This window comes from Novosphingobium sp. 550D, from assembly GCF_057401885.1.
Map to the genome: position 1 here is coordinate 655569 of NZ_CM171613.1, position 14513 is coordinate 670081.

General features: G+C 64.6%; 10 protein-coding genes. 6 read left to right on the forward strand and 4 right to left on the reverse strand.

Features of this window, described 5'->3' with window-relative positions; translation table 11 throughout:
- The first annotated feature begins 64 nt into the window (after positions 1 to 64).
- The 3 genes from AC2S2E_RS03120 to AC2S2E_RS03130 all read left to right on the forward strand — a co-directional run bounded on the left by AC2S2E_RS03120 (position 65) and on the right by AC2S2E_RS03130 (position 6649).
- A complete protein-coding gene (locus AC2S2E_RS03120; RefSeq protein ID WP_486523654.1) occupies positions 65 to 793 on the forward strand; it encodes an alpha/beta fold hydrolase in 729 nt (242 codons plus the stop codon).
- 6 nt (positions 794 to 799) lie between these two features.
- Positions 800 to 1669, forward strand: coding sequence for a tetratricopeptide repeat protein (locus tag AC2S2E_RS03125; protein ID WP_486523655.1), 870 nt, complete (start codon positions 800 to 802; stop codon positions 1667 to 1669).
- A gap of 180 nt (positions 1670 to 1849) precedes the next feature.
- Positions 1850 to 6649 (forward strand): NAD-glutamate dehydrogenase domain-containing protein, encoded by a 4800-nt coding sequence (locus tag AC2S2E_RS03130; RefSeq protein ID WP_486523656.1) that lies wholly within the window; start codon positions 1850 to 1852, stop codon positions 6647 to 6649.
- Between the two features lie 240 nt (positions 6650 to 6889).
- On the opposite strand, the gene queG is transcribed toward AC2S2E_RS03130, so the two are convergent.
- Entirely contained in the window at positions 6890 to 7921 is a 1032-nt protein-coding gene (gene queG, locus AC2S2E_RS03135) for a tRNA epoxyqueuosine(34) reductase QueG (protein ID WP_486523657.1), read from the reverse strand.
- Positions 7922 to 8014: 93 nt separating this feature from the next.
- Between queG and AC2S2E_RS03140 the strand changes: the two genes are divergently transcribed.
- The 3 genes from AC2S2E_RS03140 to msrB all read left to right on the forward strand — a co-directional run bounded on the left by AC2S2E_RS03140 (position 8015) and on the right by msrB (position 10747).
- On the forward strand, positions 8015 to 8983 hold the full coding sequence (locus AC2S2E_RS03140; protein WP_486523658.1) for an ABC transporter ATP-binding protein: 969 nt from the start codon (positions 8015 to 8017) through the stop codon (positions 8981 to 8983).
- Positions 8983 to 10221 carry an ABC transporter permease gene (locus tag AC2S2E_RS03145; protein WP_486523659.1) on the forward strand — a complete coding sequence of 413 codons (1239 nt, stop codon included), beginning with the start codon at positions 8983 to 8985 and terminating at the stop codon, positions 10219 to 10221. Before AC2S2E_RS03140 ends, AC2S2E_RS03145 begins: the two co-directional genes overlap by 1 nt.
- A 112-nt stretch (positions 10222 to 10333) precedes the next feature.
- The gene (gene msrB / locus AC2S2E_RS03150) at positions 10334 to 10747 is read left to right on the forward strand and encodes a peptide-methionine (R)-S-oxide reductase MsrB (RefSeq protein WP_486524534.1); all 414 of its coding nucleotides are present in this window, start codon (positions 10334 to 10336) and stop codon (positions 10745 to 10747) included.
- Here msrB and AC2S2E_RS03155 read toward each other — a convergent pair.
- The 3 genes from AC2S2E_RS03155 to AC2S2E_RS03165 are packed head-to-tail and all read right to left on the reverse strand — an operon-like array spanning position 10734 to position 14499.
- A complete protein-coding gene (locus AC2S2E_RS03155; RefSeq protein WP_486523660.1) occupies positions 10734 to 12512 on the reverse strand; it encodes a hypothetical protein in 1779 nt (592 codons plus the stop codon). The genes msrB and AC2S2E_RS03155 overlap by 14 nt on opposite strands.
- Positions 12509 to 12904 carry a GtrA family protein gene (locus tag AC2S2E_RS03160; RefSeq protein WP_476106047.1) on the reverse strand — a complete coding sequence of 132 codons (396 nt, stop codon included), beginning with the start codon at positions 12902 to 12904 and terminating at the stop codon, positions 12509 to 12511. The genes AC2S2E_RS03155 and AC2S2E_RS03160 overlap by 4 nt, the downstream gene beginning before the upstream one ends.
- The gene (locus tag AC2S2E_RS03165) at positions 12904 to 14499 is read right to left on the reverse strand and encodes an NAD(P)/FAD-dependent oxidoreductase (protein ID WP_486523661.1); all 1596 of its coding nucleotides are present in this window, start codon (positions 14497 to 14499) and stop codon (positions 12904 to 12906) included. Before AC2S2E_RS03165 ends, AC2S2E_RS03160 begins: the two co-directional genes overlap by 1 nt.
- Positions 14500 to 14513: the final 14 nt, after the last annotated feature.

The window sequence follows — 14513 nt, forward strand, 5'->3', positions numbered from 1 at the left end:
AGGTACCTGCCCTGTATGCGGCTGGAAACTTGTATCGCGAAGGAAACATGCCCATCTGAACGGTATGACGCAAATGCACATGATGCCCGATGGCCGCGCCATCGCCTTTCGCCACACCGCCGCAACCGGCCCGACCTTCGTTTTCCTGCCCGGATATATGTCGGATATGGCGGGCAGCAAGGCGACCGCCGTGTTTGATTGGGCGGTGGCCAACGGGCGCGGATGCTTGCTAATCGACTATTCGGGATGCGGCCAGTCGCCGGGGGATTTTGCCGATGGGTCGCTCTCACGCTGGCGCGATGAGGTCGTGGCCTTGATCGAGGCCAAGGTTTCGGGGCGCGTCGTGCTGATCGGGTCCAGCATGGGCGGTTGGCTGATGCTGCTGGTGGCGCGCGCCATGCCGGACCGGGTTGCCGGATTGGTCGGCATTGCCGCCGCGCCCGATTTCACCACATGGGGTTATTCCGAGGCGCAAAAGGCGCAGTTGGCCGAAGGTCAGACCATTTTCGAACCCAACCCCTATGGCCCCGAACCGACGCCGACACATGGGCTGTTCTGGGCCGACGGACAGGCGCAATTGCAATTGGAAGGCTCCATCCCCATCGACGCCCCGGTCCGCCTGCTGCACGGGATAGAGGACGCCGATGTCCCGCCCGCCATCGGCCACCGCCTGATGGCGGCGCTGCGTTCCGGCGATGTTCAGCTAACCCTTGTCAAAGGCGGCGATCACCGACTCAGCCGGGACGAGGACATCGCCCTGCTGCTGCGCACCCTTGCCCCTTTTGCTGATTGATCGACTATGGCCCTTGTCTTTCTTATCCCCCTCGTCGCTCAGGCCGCCGCGCTGAACCATCAGGGCGTTGCCGGGCTGAACCTGCCCCAGATCGACCGGCCCAAGCCTGCGGCCAAGCGCCCGCGCGGCATCGTTTTTGATTTCCCCGCGCAAACCAGCCATTTCCGCAAATGTATGGACAGCGCCGAAACCGAACCGGCCAATGCGCTGACCGATGCGCGGCAATGGGCCAAGGATTCGCTCAAGGATAACGAGATCGCCCGCGTTCAGGCGCAGGTCTGCCTTGGCACCGCGCTCAGCCGTCAGGATCAGTGGGGCGAGGCCCGCGCCGCCTTCCTTGGCGCGCGAGAGGCCACGACCGACCGCCTGTGGCGCGCACAGGCCGGCGCCATGGCGGGCAATGCCGCGCTGGCCGAAAGCGATGCGGCGGGCGCGCTGCCCTTGCTGGATCAGGCGCTGGCCGATGCGCGCGCGATGAACAAACCCGAACTGGCGGGCGGCATCATGGTGGACCGCGCCCGCGCTTTGGTGGCCACCGGCCGCGCGCTGGACGCCGAAGCAGTGCTGGCCGATGCCCGCGCCGCTTTGCCCGATGATGCGCAGGTCTGGTTGCTGTCGGCCACGCTGTCGCGCCGATTGAAGAAATTGCCCGAAGCGCAGCTCCAGATCGAAAATGCCGCAAGGCTGGACCCGCGCGACGGCGAAATCGGGGTCGAGGCGGGCGTCATCGCCATATTGTCGGGGCGCGAGGATGCGGCGCGCAAAAGCTGGGAATCGGTGGTCAAGACCAGCCCCGATTCGGCCAGCGCCGCCCGCGCCAAATCCTATCTGGCGCAGATTGAACCGGAAACACCCCGCCCCACGGCAGGAAAATAAAGTGTAAAACTTCAAAGGCACCTTGGCGGTATCACGGTGATTAACTAACACAATTGGGTAACTCCTTGGGGCTAAACCCAAGGGGCGTAACAAAACCAAGTCTAAGGCCCCGGGCAGCCGGGCATTCCCCCGCCTGCCCCGGCCGCATCCCCGGCCAACGGGGGGAGAGTGTGTCCCACAATGACCAAGACGGCTCGCAAATCCGAAAATTCCCCGAAAACTGACGCCCAAGGCGAAGTGCAGGCAGAGACGATCTCCGCCCCGCCCGCATCCGGCCACCCGCCCAGCCCGCATGAAGCGGCGCTGGCCCGCCATCTGGCCGAGGCGCAATTGCCCGGCGACGGCGATCTGGACGAGGAAGGCCTGCTGGCGGCTGCACGTTTCCTGTTAACCGCCGGGGGAAGGCGCGAGCGGGCCAAGACCGCCCTGTTGATCGAAAACGTCAGCCGTGAGGGCGGCGGGCGTTTCATGCGCATCGCCATCGTCAATGAAGACATGCCCTTCCTTGTCGATTCGATGGCCACGACGATTTCGGCCCATGGGCTGGTGATCGACCGCCTGTTGCATCCGGTCGTGCCGGTGCTGCGCGATGGGCGCGGCGAAATCACCGACATCCCCGAAGACCACGGTCCGGGCATCCCGCGCGAATCGATGATCTATCTGGAAACCGCCCGTGCCGATGCGCGCACCCGTGCGGCCATTTCGGCGGCGCTGGGCGTGACGCTGGGCGATGTGCGGGCGGCGGTGGGCGACTGGCCCGCGATCCAGCGCGCCATGGTCGAAGATGCCGCCATGCTCAACGCCATGGACCGGACCGAAGGCGCGGCTTTGCTGCGCTGGTTCAATGACGGGATGTTGACGCAATTGGGCCATGTCGTGCGCCGCCGCGACGGCACGCAAACCGGCGCGCTGGGCATTTGCCGCAAGAGTACGTGGGAATTGCTCTCCGCCCCCGCCTATGCCCGCTGTTTCGCATGGTTCGATCAGTTTCTGGCGCGGGGGGGCGCGGGCCGCCTGCCGCTGATCGTCAAATCGAACCGCATTGCCCATGTGCATCGCCGGGTGCCGCTCGACCTGTTTATCCTGCCGATTATCGAGGATGGCAAACTGGCCGCGCTCTCAATCCATGCAGGCGTGTGGACCAGCGCCGCTCTGGCCACCGCGCCGGCGCAGGTGCCGCTGATGCGTTCGCAATTGGCCGCCTTGCTGGAAAAGCACGAGTTCAGCCCGACCGGCCACGCGGGCAAGGTGCTGACCCACGCCATGACCAGCCTGCCGCACGACCAACTGATCGGTTTTGCCGATGCGGATATGGAACGGGTGGCACTGGCGCTGATGGGGTTGATCGACCGGCCCCGTCCGCGCATCGCGCTGGTGGGGGCACCGCTCGAACGCCACCTCTACGCCTTTGTCTGGTTGCCCCGCGATTCGGTGGCCACCGAGGTCCGCCTCGAAATCGCCCAGATGCTGAGCGAGGCCGCCCAGGCCACCGTCATCGACTGGAGCCTTGAGGTCGAGGGGTCCAATCTGGCGCAATTGCGCTTTACCCTGTCGGTGGACGAGGCGGTGGAAACCTTCCCCGAACCCGATGAGGCCGCCTTGGACGCGCGCCTTCGCGCCATGTTGCGCGGGTGGGGCGACGCGGTCGAGGCCGAAATCGCCCATACCGAGGAACCGGGCCGGGCCGCCGCGATTGCCGCGCGCTATGCCGGGGCCTTTCCCATCGCCTATCGCAACCTGTACGGCCCGGCCGAGGCTGCGCAGGACATCGCCCATCTGCGCCGCATCACCAGCGCGCCCGATGACGAGGCCCATCAGCGCGGCGTCCGCCTCTATCGCCTGCCCGGTGATGAAGCGGGCCAATTGCGCCTGAAGCTTTATCAGCGGCATGGCAGTCTGGTGCTGTCCGATGTCGTGCCCGCGCTGGAAAACTTTGGTTTCCGCGTGATCGATACGATCCCCACGACGCTGGAATGCCGGGAAATGTCGCTGGGTTCGATCCATGATTTCGTGCTGACGCTGCGCGGCGGACAATCGCTGAACGAAGTGCTGGGCCATGCCCCGATCATCGAGGATGCACTGACCGCCATGCTGCATGGCGCGGGGGAAAATGATGCGTTCAACCGGCTGATCGTGGGCGTGGGCCTGTCCGCGCGTGAGGCCAACTGGCTGCGCGCCTTCTATCGCTATCTGCGCCAGACGGGCCTGTCCTATGGCATAGACACGGCGGTCGATGCGCTGCTGGGCGCGCCGATGGTAACGCTGGGTCTGGCCGATCTGTTGCGGGCGCGTCATCAACCCGGCATCGACAATCGCGAGGCCGCCGAAGCGCTGGCCGAGGATGCGATCCGCGATGGTCTGGCGGGCGTGACCGCGATCAACCAGGACCGCTTGCTGCGCGCCTTCCGCGCCGTGGTCCATGCGTGCCTGCGCACCAATGCCTTTGTCGAGGCGGGGCGTGAGGCGCTGGCCTTCAAATTCGATTCCGCCCTTGTTCCCGGCCTGCCCAAGCCTGTGCCATGGCGCGAAATCTTCGTCTATTCTGCCCGCGTCGAAGGCATCCATCTGCGCGCCGGGCCGGTGGCGCGCGGGGGCCTGCGCTGGTCCGACCGGCGCGACGATTTCCGCACCGAAGTGCTGGGCCTGATGAAGGCGCAGCGCGTCAAGAACGCCGTGATCGTGCCGACCGGCGCCAAGGGCGGTTTCTATCCCAAGCAATTGCCCGATCCGGCGCAAAACCGCGACGCTTGGGGCCTTGAAGGGCGCGAAAGCTACAAGGTCTTTATCCGCACGCTGCTCTCCCTGACCGACAATATCGTCGATGGCAAAGTCGTGCATCCCGAAGGCATGGTGGTCCATGATGGCGAAGACCCCTATTTCGTCGTCGCCGCCGACAAGGGCACCGCAACATTTTCCGACACGGCCAATGCTCTGGCGGCGGAAAAAGACTTCTGGCTGGACGACGCCTTCGCCAGCGGCGGGTCAAAGGGTTATGACCACAAGGCCATGGGCATCACCGCGCGCGGGGCATGGATTTCGGTCCAGCGCCATTTCCGCGAAATGGGCATTGATGTGCAAACCGACCCCGTGCGCGTCGTGGGCGTGGGCGACATGTCGGGCGACGTGTTCGGCAATGGCATGCTCTTGTCCAAGGCGATCAAGCTGGTCGGCGCGTTTGACCACCGCCACATCTTCCTTGACCCCAATCCCGATCCGGCCAGCAGTTGGGAAGAGCGCAACCGCCTCTTCGCCCTGCCCCGGTCCAGCTGGGACGATTATGACAAGAGCCTGATTTCGGCGGGCGGCGGCGTGTTCCCGCGCAGCCAGAAGTCGATTCCCCTGTCCCCCGAAATCCGTGAGGCATTGGGTATTGAAGGCGAAACCATCGATCCCGACAGCCTGATGACCGCGATCCTGACCGCGCCGGTCGATCTGTTGTGGTTTGGCGGCATCGGCACCTATGTAAAGGCGCCGCATGAGGTCAACGCGGACGTCGGCGATCCGTCCAATGATGCGATCCGCGTCAATGGTTGCGACGTGCGCGCCCGCGTCATCGGCGAAGGCGGCAATCTGGGCTGCACCCAGGCGGGGCGCATCGACTATGGTCTGCATGGCGCGCAGGGCGTGGGCGGGCGCGACAATCCCGACTTCATCGACAATTCGGCGGGTGTCGATTGCTCGGACAAGGAGGTCAACATCAAGATCGCGCTGGCCAGCGCCAAGCGGGCCGGGCGGTTGGATGAGGATGGCCGCGTGGCGCTGCTTTCCTCGATGACCGATGACGTCGCGGCGCTGGTGCTGGAGGATAACCGGCTTCAGGCGCTGGGCCTGTCCATCGCCGAAAGCGGCGGGGCGGCGGCGGTTCCCGGCTATGTCCGGTTGATCGAAGTGCTGGAGGAAGGGGGCCATCTGGACCGCCGTACCGAAGGTTTGGCCGACGCCGACACATTCCACCGCCGGGCCGAGGATGGAGACGGTTTCACCCGCCCCGAACTGGCCGTGCTGCTCTCCAGCGCGAAACTGGTGTTGCAGGATGCGCTGGAAAAATCGGGCGTACTGGATGATCCGGGCATGGAGGGCGACCTGTTGGCCGCATTCCCGCCCGCCATGCGCGACACCTATCGCGTTGATATCCTCAACCACCGTCTGCGCCGGGAAATTCTGGCCACGCGTTTTGCCAATCGCGTGATCAACCGGCTGGGCTTTATCCATCCGTTTGAACTGGCCGAAGAAGAGGGTGTCAGCCTGGCCGATGTGGCCTCGGCCTTCCTGGCCGCCGAACGGTTGTTCGCGATGGGTCCGGTGTGGGACGCCATCGAAAGCGGCCAGATGGAGGAACCTGCGCGCATCCTGTTGTTCGAACGCGCGGCACAAGCGATGCGGGGCCATATGGCCGACCTGCTGCGCGCCGGCGCGGCGCAGGAATTCCCCTCGGTGCTGGCCGCCAGCCTTGCCCCTGCCCTCGACCAGATGGCAGGCGTGATCGACGGCCTGCTGGTGTCCGAGGCCCGCAGCGGTTCGGCCCGCCTGCGCGCCGAATTGTCGGTGGCGGGCGCGAACGAGGCCGAGTTGGCCAATGTCGTGCGCCTGTTCGATCTGGACGGGGCGGTGGGCATCGCGGCTCTGGCGCATAGCGCCGGTCTGGACGCGGTCGCCGTGGCCAGCGCCTTTACCCGGCTCGGCTCGGTCCTCGGCCTCGATTGGGCACAGGCGACGGCCGCGCGCCTCTCGCCCTCCGATCCGTGGGAACGCCTGCTGGTCGGCGGCCTCGCACGCGATTTCCAGCAGATGCGCCTTGACGCGCTGCGCCGGTGGAATGGCGGCGATCCGGTTGCGGCGGTCGATGACTGGCTGATGGCGCAAACCGAAGGCGTTGCCCGTTTCTGCGCGATGATCGAGCGTGCACGTAAGGTGGTGCCGACGACGCCCGCGCTGCTGGCCCAGATTGCCGGGCAGGCGCGGGGTTTGTTGGCGCGGTAGGAAGGTTAAGGGTTAGGTGCGAGGGTCTGGACCCTCGCGCTCCCGTTACTGTCTGCGTTGCGCCAAGGATTCGGCGTTTTGTGTCGGGCGCGGCGTTGAAAAATGAATGCCTGCGGCGCGGATAGCGCGAGTCCGCCGCGCCGCAGGCTTTCATACCCAAGAGCCCACCCCGCCAACAATACGCAACCCCATTATCGGGATTGCAAAGGGCCCCCGCCCTTTGCCCGCCGGAGGCAAAACTTACCCCCTCAACCGCCCCAAAGCCCAAAGCGCCGCCTCGGCCACGGCCTCATCCTCATCCCCCAACAGCGCCGAAACCGGCCCGATCAGTGCCGCGTCGCCGCTGTTCCCCGCCGCATAGAGGCAGTTGCGGACAAAGCGATTGCGCCCGATCCGCTTGATGGGGGAACCGGAAAACAGGCGCCGGAACCCCGCATCATCCAGCCCCAGCAATTCGCCCAGCTTTGGCGCGACCAGTTCGGCGCGGGGCAGAAAGGCGCGATTTTTCGCCGCGGCATCGGCAAATTTGTTCCACGGACATACGGCCAGACAATCATCGCAACCATAGATCCGGTTGCCCAGCGCCTCGCGGAATTCCTCCGGAATCGGGCCTTTATGCTCGATGGTCAGATAGGACACGCAGCGCCGCGCATCGAGGCGATAGGGCGCGGGAAAGGCGCCGGTGGGACAGGCATCCTGACACGCCTGACACGATCCGCAGCGGTTGCGCCCTTCGTCCCCCGGCGCAAAGGGCAGCGTCGTATAGATCGCCCCAAGGAACAGCCATGAACCATGATCACGGCTGACGACATTGGTATGCTTGCCCTGCCACCCCAGTCCTGCGGCGGCGGCCAGCGGTTTTTCCATCACCGGGGCGGTATCGACGAAAACCTTGACCCCGATTTCGCCCAGCCCCGCCCTGGCCGCCGCATCCACCAGCCATCGCGCCAGAGCCTTGAGCGCCTTTTTCACCACATCGTGATAATCGGCCCCTTGCGAATAGACCGAGATGCGCGCCCGGTCGCCTTCCCCCGCCAATGCCAGCGGATCATGCGCGGGGGCATAACTCATGCCCAGCGCGATCACGCTTTGCGCCTCTGGCCACAACCCTTGGGGCGATCGGCGGTGGTGCAATCGGTCGGCCATCCATTCCATCTGGCCATAGGCGCCCGCATCCAGCCATTGTTCCAGCCGGGTCGCGCGCAACGCATCCTCCTGCGCCGACGCCACGCCAAAGGCGACAAAGCCCAGACGCGCCGCTTCTTCGGCCAAGGATTTTTGCAGAGATGGAATCGCGGTGTTAATCAAGGGGGGAATAGATCCTGTTACGGGCTTTGCCCGGAACGCTTAGGGGAACCGCAAGTGGTGAGCAATGACAAGCCCAATGAAACCATTTGGGCGATAGAGGCACGCGGTCTGGTCAAGCGGTTCGATGGATTTGTCGCGGTCGACGGGGTCGATCTGTCCGTACCGCTGGGCGCGATCTATGGCATCCTTGGCCCCAATGGCGCGGGCAAGACCACGACTTTACGCATGCTTCAGGGGATCATCGACCCCGATGCGGGCGTCCGGCGCATTCTGGGCGCGGACCGGCCCCATGATGTGGCGCACCGTATCGGCTATCTGCCCGAGGAGCGCGGGCTTTACCCCACGATGAAGACCTATGAGGCGATTGCCTTCATGGGCGCGCTACGCGGCCTGCCGCTGGCCGAAGGGCGTCGGCGGGGTAAGGCGATGATGGAGGAACACGGCCTTGGCTATGCCATCGACCGCCAGATCCGCCAGCTCTCCAAAGGCATGGCGCAACAGGTGCAGATTTTGGGCACATTGGTCCACAACCCCGATCTGGTGATTTTTGACGAACCCTTTTCCGGCCTCGACGCGCTCAATCAGGGCAAGCTGGAAAAGATGATCCGCGCTCTGGCCGCAGGGGGCACGACGGTGATTTTTTCCACCCATGTCATCGCCCATGCCGAAAGATTGTGTGACGAGGTTGCCATCATCGCGGGCGGACGCGTTCCCTTTGCCGGGCCGGTCGATGTGGCGCGGGATCGCATCCCGGCACAGGTTCGCCTTGAAACCCGCCACCATGACGGGCCGTGGCGCGCCGCCCTGCCCGCCGATGCGCGTCACGAACACAAAAGCACAGGGGCCTTCTGGTTCTTCCCCCTGCCCGACAGCGGGATCGAACCTTTGCTGCGCGCCTTGATCGAGGGCGAGGCGGGCATCCTATCACTCTCTATCGAACGCGCCGGATTGCACGACGCCTTTGTCGCCATCGCCGGAGAGGCCGCCGCCCGCGCCCTTGGCCAATCGGCAGAGGAGGCCGCGTGATGCATAAGGGCCGCCTTTCCACCCTTGCCGGCGCGCTGGTCGTCGCCCGCCGCGACTTCATGGCCATCTTGTGGAGCCGCAGTTTCATCTTCTTTCTGCTGGGGCCTTTGTTTCCGCTCTTCGTGGGCGTGATGGCGGGCAGTATCGGCGCTCATGTCGAGGATTCGGTCGATACGCCCCAGATCGGGCTGATGATGACGGGGCCGGATATCGACGCCATGCTGACGGCGCGCCACGCGCTTGAACCGGCGCTGGGTGATCAGATGCCCGATCTGGTGGTGGTCGCCCGCCTGCGCCCCGGCGAAAAGGGTGATCCGCGCATGGCCTTGGCCGATAAACGCATCAATGGCGGCAATCTGTCGGCGATCATTTCGGGGACTTCCGCATCGCCCGTATTGACCGGCACGCCGGGGCGGCTTTCGACATGGCGCGGCGCGGTGGCATTGATCGCGGCGCGGGCAACGGGCCATGGGCCGGATCTCCTGCCCGAAGTCACACTGGCCCCCACCGCCACATCCTCCGCGGCGCAGGCACATAATCGCGTGCTGACCGCGCAAGGGGGGCAAACGCTGCTCTTTCTGCTCACCATGTTGCTGGCGGGCATGGTCCTGTCCAATCTGATGGAGGAAAAGGGCAATAAGGTGATCGAGATACTGGCCGCCGCCATCCCGATGGAATCGGTCTTTTTCGGCAAATTGTTTGCCATGCTGGCGATCAGCTTTGTCGGCATCGGGGTCTGGGCCGTTTCGGGGGCGGCGCTGTCTCTGGCGGGATGGCTGCATATTCCCGAACTGGTGACGCCCGCTGTGGGCTGGCCTTTGTTCATTGGATTGGGCGTGGTTTATTTCGCCATGGCCTATCTGGTGCTGGGCTCGATCTTTCTGGCCATCGGGTCAATGGCCAATTCGGTGCGCGAGATCCAGACGCTGAACATGCCGGTGACGATGGGGCAATTAATGGTCTTCTTCTTTGCCTCCTATGCCATGGCACGGCCGGGCGGGATGGTGGAGATGGCGGCCATTCTGGTGCCTTTCTCTTCCCCCTTTGCCATGCTGGCGCGCGCCGCCATGCAAGAAGAGCTGTGGCCCCATCTGGCGGCACTTGGCTGGCAGGCGCTGTGGGTGACGATCTTTGTGCGCGGCGGGGCCATGCTGTTCCGCAAGCGCGTGATGAAAAGCGGGCCGCAGGGCAGCGGGCAAAAGCGCGGATGGATCGCCGCCCTTTTGGGAAAAAAGTGATCGCTTGAAACTTTCTCCCTTTCGCCCACGTATAGAGGGCAAAGGGAGAAGGACGATGCAAGCCAGTCGCCGCCATATTGTGATGGGCCTTTTTGCCGGTGCCGCCGGGGCCATGATGCCCACGCGGGCATGGGCGGGATTTGCGCTGACCTTATCCGATGCCGAATGGCGCAAGCGATTGAGCCCCGCGCAATATTCAGTGCTGCGCGGAAAACAGACCGAATATCCCTATACGTCCCCCCTGCTGAGAGAACATCGCAAGGGGACGTTTGTCTGCGCGGCGGACAATCATCCGCTCTTTGCCTCCTTTACCAAATTCGATTCGGGCACAGGCTGGCCCAGCTTCTGGCGCCCGCTGGCCGGGGCCGTGGGCACCAGCACCGATCACGAATTGGGCTATGCCCGTACCGAGGTGCATTGCGCGCAATGCGGGGGCCATCTGGGCCATGTGTTCGACGATGGGCCGCGCCCGACGGGCCTGCGTTACTGTATGAACGGGGTGGCGATGAAATTCATTCCGGCCTGACGCGCCACACTTTCAAACTTTCCCCCGGAACGCCGGGCAAAGGTTCCAGCCAATCCGGCACACGCCCGGCCACCAGTCGCTCGGCAAGGCCACCACGCCCCTCTTCCCCGAAACTCTGCGCCTGCGCCAGTGCGGGGCATAGGGCGACATAGGTAATGTGATAAAACCGGATCAGCGGGGCGGCCTGTTCCGGCGGGCGGATGAACAGGGTGATATTGTCGTGAATGGCCTGCGCCCCGCGATGATGCCCGGTGGCCATCACCCCATGCCCCGTGGCCAGCAACAGGTCCGGCCCCAGATCAAGCGGCGCCAGCACCACGCCTCGCGGCTGTCTGGCCAGAACGGCGGCCCCCTGCGCCACGCGGCAATCGGCCACTTTGCTGGCCAACATAGGTTCGGACGAGGCGGTGTTCGACGGGGAGCCGGGGGAAACCATGGGCCGCACCGCGCCATAGAGCATGATCGGCGCAGCAGGCATCAGGGCCAGCACCAGCGCCAAAGCCTGCACCACCCGCCCGATCACCGGCCCGCGACGCATCGACACCAATGCTTCCTGAAGGAACCATGCGAGCGGCAAAGCGGCAAGAGCCCCCGCCACCGCCCCCGCGCGCGCCAACAGCACCGCAATCGCCAAAGCCCCGCCCAGCAGCAGCGCATATTCCTGCCACCAGACCGCTTCTTCGCCGCGCGACCGGCGGATCAGCGCAAAACAGGAAAGCAACCCCGCCAAAGGCGGCACCGCAATTTGCAGCGCCGTGGTCCAATCCTGACGCCAGATCGGCAGTCCCTCGGGAATGCCCTGATACCACAGGCGCTGAACCAAGGGGTCGAGCATGTTGAAACTGCCCCCACGGCATTGCGGGGCGATGCCCAGATAGAGCGCCAGCGCGCCCGCCCCCGTCACCGCAAACCCGCCCAGCAGCATGGGCCACGCAATCCTGCTCCACCGGCGCAAAACGCCCAGCATCAGCGCCGCCCAGCCGAACATGGCCAAATGCACCGGCGAAATCGCATCACAATGCTGCGCCCAATCGCCCCAGCGCGTCGCGGCAAAGCAGGCGAGCGACACCACCAGCAAAGCCTGCGCAAAATAGGCCAGCCAATAGTTCGTTTCGCCCCCGCGCAACCAGCGCCACAAGCCCAGCAGACCAAACACCACCGTCAGCGGCAGGCCTTCCAGACTGATCGACAGGCCGATGGCCATGGCCGCGCCCGCAATCCATCCCCCGATCCGGGCATGGCGGGTCATCACCCCCTGCAAAGCCAGAACCGCGGCGGCCACTTGCCAGCCATGATGGTCGATCCGCATGGGCCGGATCTGGGTCACCACCGGGACCGACATGGCCAGCGTCAGGCCCGAAAGCGTCGCGGCCTCTGCGCCCAGCCTTTCCCAAGCCATCCGCGCCACCAGCACCAGCACCATGGCCAGCGTCACCATCGGCACGATCAGCATGGCGGCCAATTCCGCCCCCGATCCGCCCAGCAAGGGGCGCAGCGCCACCTCCACCGCCGCCAAAGGCACATCGACCAGCCGCGACCAATGCATCGCCACGCCGCCATGCGCCGGATCGATACGATATTGGGTGACATCAAACCACCCCTGACCGCCCAGCCAGTCGCGCAATTCGACCAGCCGCAGCGCATCGTCGGGATCGGGGAAGCGCCTCGCCGCAATCGCTCCGGCATTGGTCAGAAACAGCAAAAGCACGACCAGCCCATAGGCCAGCCCCGCCCGTTTCAGGAAATCGCGAAAATCGCCCCTCATGCCGCGGCCCGCGGGGTAAAGATCACCAGCGTTCTCAACATCCATGTGGCGACAAAGCTGATGCCCACCGCCGCGATCTTGGCAAGGCGCGGATCAAGCCCCGCCCATGCGCCCGCCCCGACAATCGCCGTGGTCAGCCCAAGGCCCAGCAAAGCCGAAGCCACAAACAGCCCCTTTTGCGCCCAACGCGCCGCGCCATGGCCCGCCTCAAACACCACCCGCGCCGACAGGGACCAATGCACCGCCACGCCCAACCCATAGGCCAGAGCCGAAGCCAGCGCCGCCGCCATCCCGGCATAGAGCAGCCCCAGAAACGCCCCCATGTCCGCGCCCAGCGCCACCACGCTGACGCCCAGATAGCGCAGGGCCGTGGCGCGCAGGAGGTCGATCATCAGGCGGCTGCCCTGTCCTCGGCACATTTTTCGGCGGCGATTTTGTGCGGAACCTCGCGCAGGGACGAAAGGGCGGCGGCCTGATCGCGGGTCGGGGTTACGCCGGCGCGTTCGCCCTCATCGCCCGCCTCGTGATATTCGGCGTCCTCGTTCACCTGCCAGATGTCGTAGATGCGCGCGCCGGCCTTGATGTTTTCCACCGTCAGCATCGCGGTCATCATCGCGTGATCCTGATTGTTGTAACGGTGCATCCCGTTGCGCCCCACCATATGCAAAGTGGGGAAACGCGCCTCCAGATCATCGCGCATGGCGGCGACATGGGCGGCATAGCTCTCGTCATAGACCGGATAGGCCTTTTCCTGACGCACCACCGCGCCGCCGATCACCTGATCGGCGCTGACCAAGCCCAGAATCTCCATCTCACGCGTGGCAAGGGCGATCAGCTCATCATCGCTTTGCGACCACAAACCGTCGCCTTCGAAACAGAAATATTCAAGGCCGACGCAGGCGACATCCTCTTGCGGCACCATTTCGGGCGACCAACTGCGGAAATTCTGGATGCGGCCAACCTGCACCTTGGAATCATGGATATAGATCCAATTGTCCGGAAACAGATCCTTGGACCGGATCTTCAAAGCCACGGTCAGGAAGTCGCGATATTTCAATTCCATCGCGTCCGCCATGCTGACCGGCAGCGGATGGATGCGACTGGCCAGTTCGCGCATCGGGGCGCTGGAAATGACATGGGCGGCGCGGATTACGCGCTCGCCCCCGGCATGGCTGGCCGACACGCGCCATTGCGCGCCCGTCCCTTGCGAGAGTTGTTTGAGAGCATGGCCCATCAACACTTCGCCGCGCCCGCTGGCGATGACATGATCGCGCGCGGCGTCCCACATCATGCCCGGCCCAAGGCGGGGATAGCGAAAGGATTCGAGCAAGGTCTTGGTCTGCATCCCGTCATTGGGCCGTTTGTTCAGCCCCAGCGAACGCTTCAACCCGTCCACCACCGCGCCCCAGAGCGAGAGGCCCTTGATCCGCTGGGCGGCCCAATCGGCGCTCATTTCGTTGCAGGGCATGCCCCATACCTTTTCGGTATAGGTCTTGAAGAAGATCGAGAACAGCTTCTGCCCGAACTGATTCGTCGTCCAGTCCTCAAAGCTCTTCACCTCGCGGCGGGGGAACAGCTTGGCCTTGGCAAAGCTGGCCATGCAGGTCGTGCTGCGCCAGATGCCAAGATTGCGCAACGCCTCGAAGGCGCGCAGCGGATAGGAATAGAATTTGCCCTCGTAATAGATCCGGCTCATGCGCGGGCGCTGGATGAAATCATCGGGCAGGATTTCGTTCCACAGATCGACAACCGCCTGAGATTTAGAGAAAAAGCGATGACCGCCAATGTCGAAACGATAGCCTTCGTGTTCGACCGTGCGCGAAATCCCGCCGACATAGCGTTCATCCTTTTCGATGACGCAGACGCTGTAACCCGCCTTGGTCAACAAATAGGCCGCCGTCAGCCCGGCCGGGCCAGCCCCGATAATGGCCACATCAACCGCCCGATCCGTGCCATGTTCGCCAGAAGAAAGGCCGCCGCAAACCATCTGTTTTCCTCAAA

Coding starts and splice junctions, on each gene's coding strand:
- AC2S2E_RS03145 (WP_486523659.1), top strand. CDS start 8,983: ATGCATAAGGGCCGCCTTTCCACCCTTGCCGGCGCGCTGGTCGTCGCC.
- AC2S2E_RS03130 (WP_486523656.1), top strand. CDS start 1,850: ATGACCAAGACGGCTCGCAAATCCGAAAATTCCCCGAAAACTGACGCC.
- AC2S2E_RS03120 (WP_486523654.1), top strand. CDS start 65: ATGACGCAAATGCACATGATGCCCGATGGCCGCGCCATCGCCTTTCGC.
- msrB (WP_486524534.1), top strand. CDS start 10,334: ATGATGCCCACGCGGGCATGGGCGGGATTTGCGCTGACCTTATCCGAT.
- AC2S2E_RS03165 (WP_486523661.1), bottom strand. CDS start 14,499: ATGGTTTGCGGCGGCCTTTCTTCTGGCGAACATGGCACGGATCGGGCG.
- AC2S2E_RS03125 (WP_486523655.1), top strand. CDS start 800: ATGGCCCTTGTCTTTCTTATCCCCCTCGTCGCTCAGGCCGCCGCGCTG.
- AC2S2E_RS03155 (WP_486523660.1), bottom strand. CDS start 12,512: ATGAGGGGCGATTTTCGCGATTTCCTGAAACGGGCGGGGCTGGCCTAT.
- AC2S2E_RS03160 (WP_476106047.1), bottom strand. CDS start 12,904: ATGATCGACCTCCTGCGCGCCACGGCCCTGCGCTATCTGGGCGTCAGC.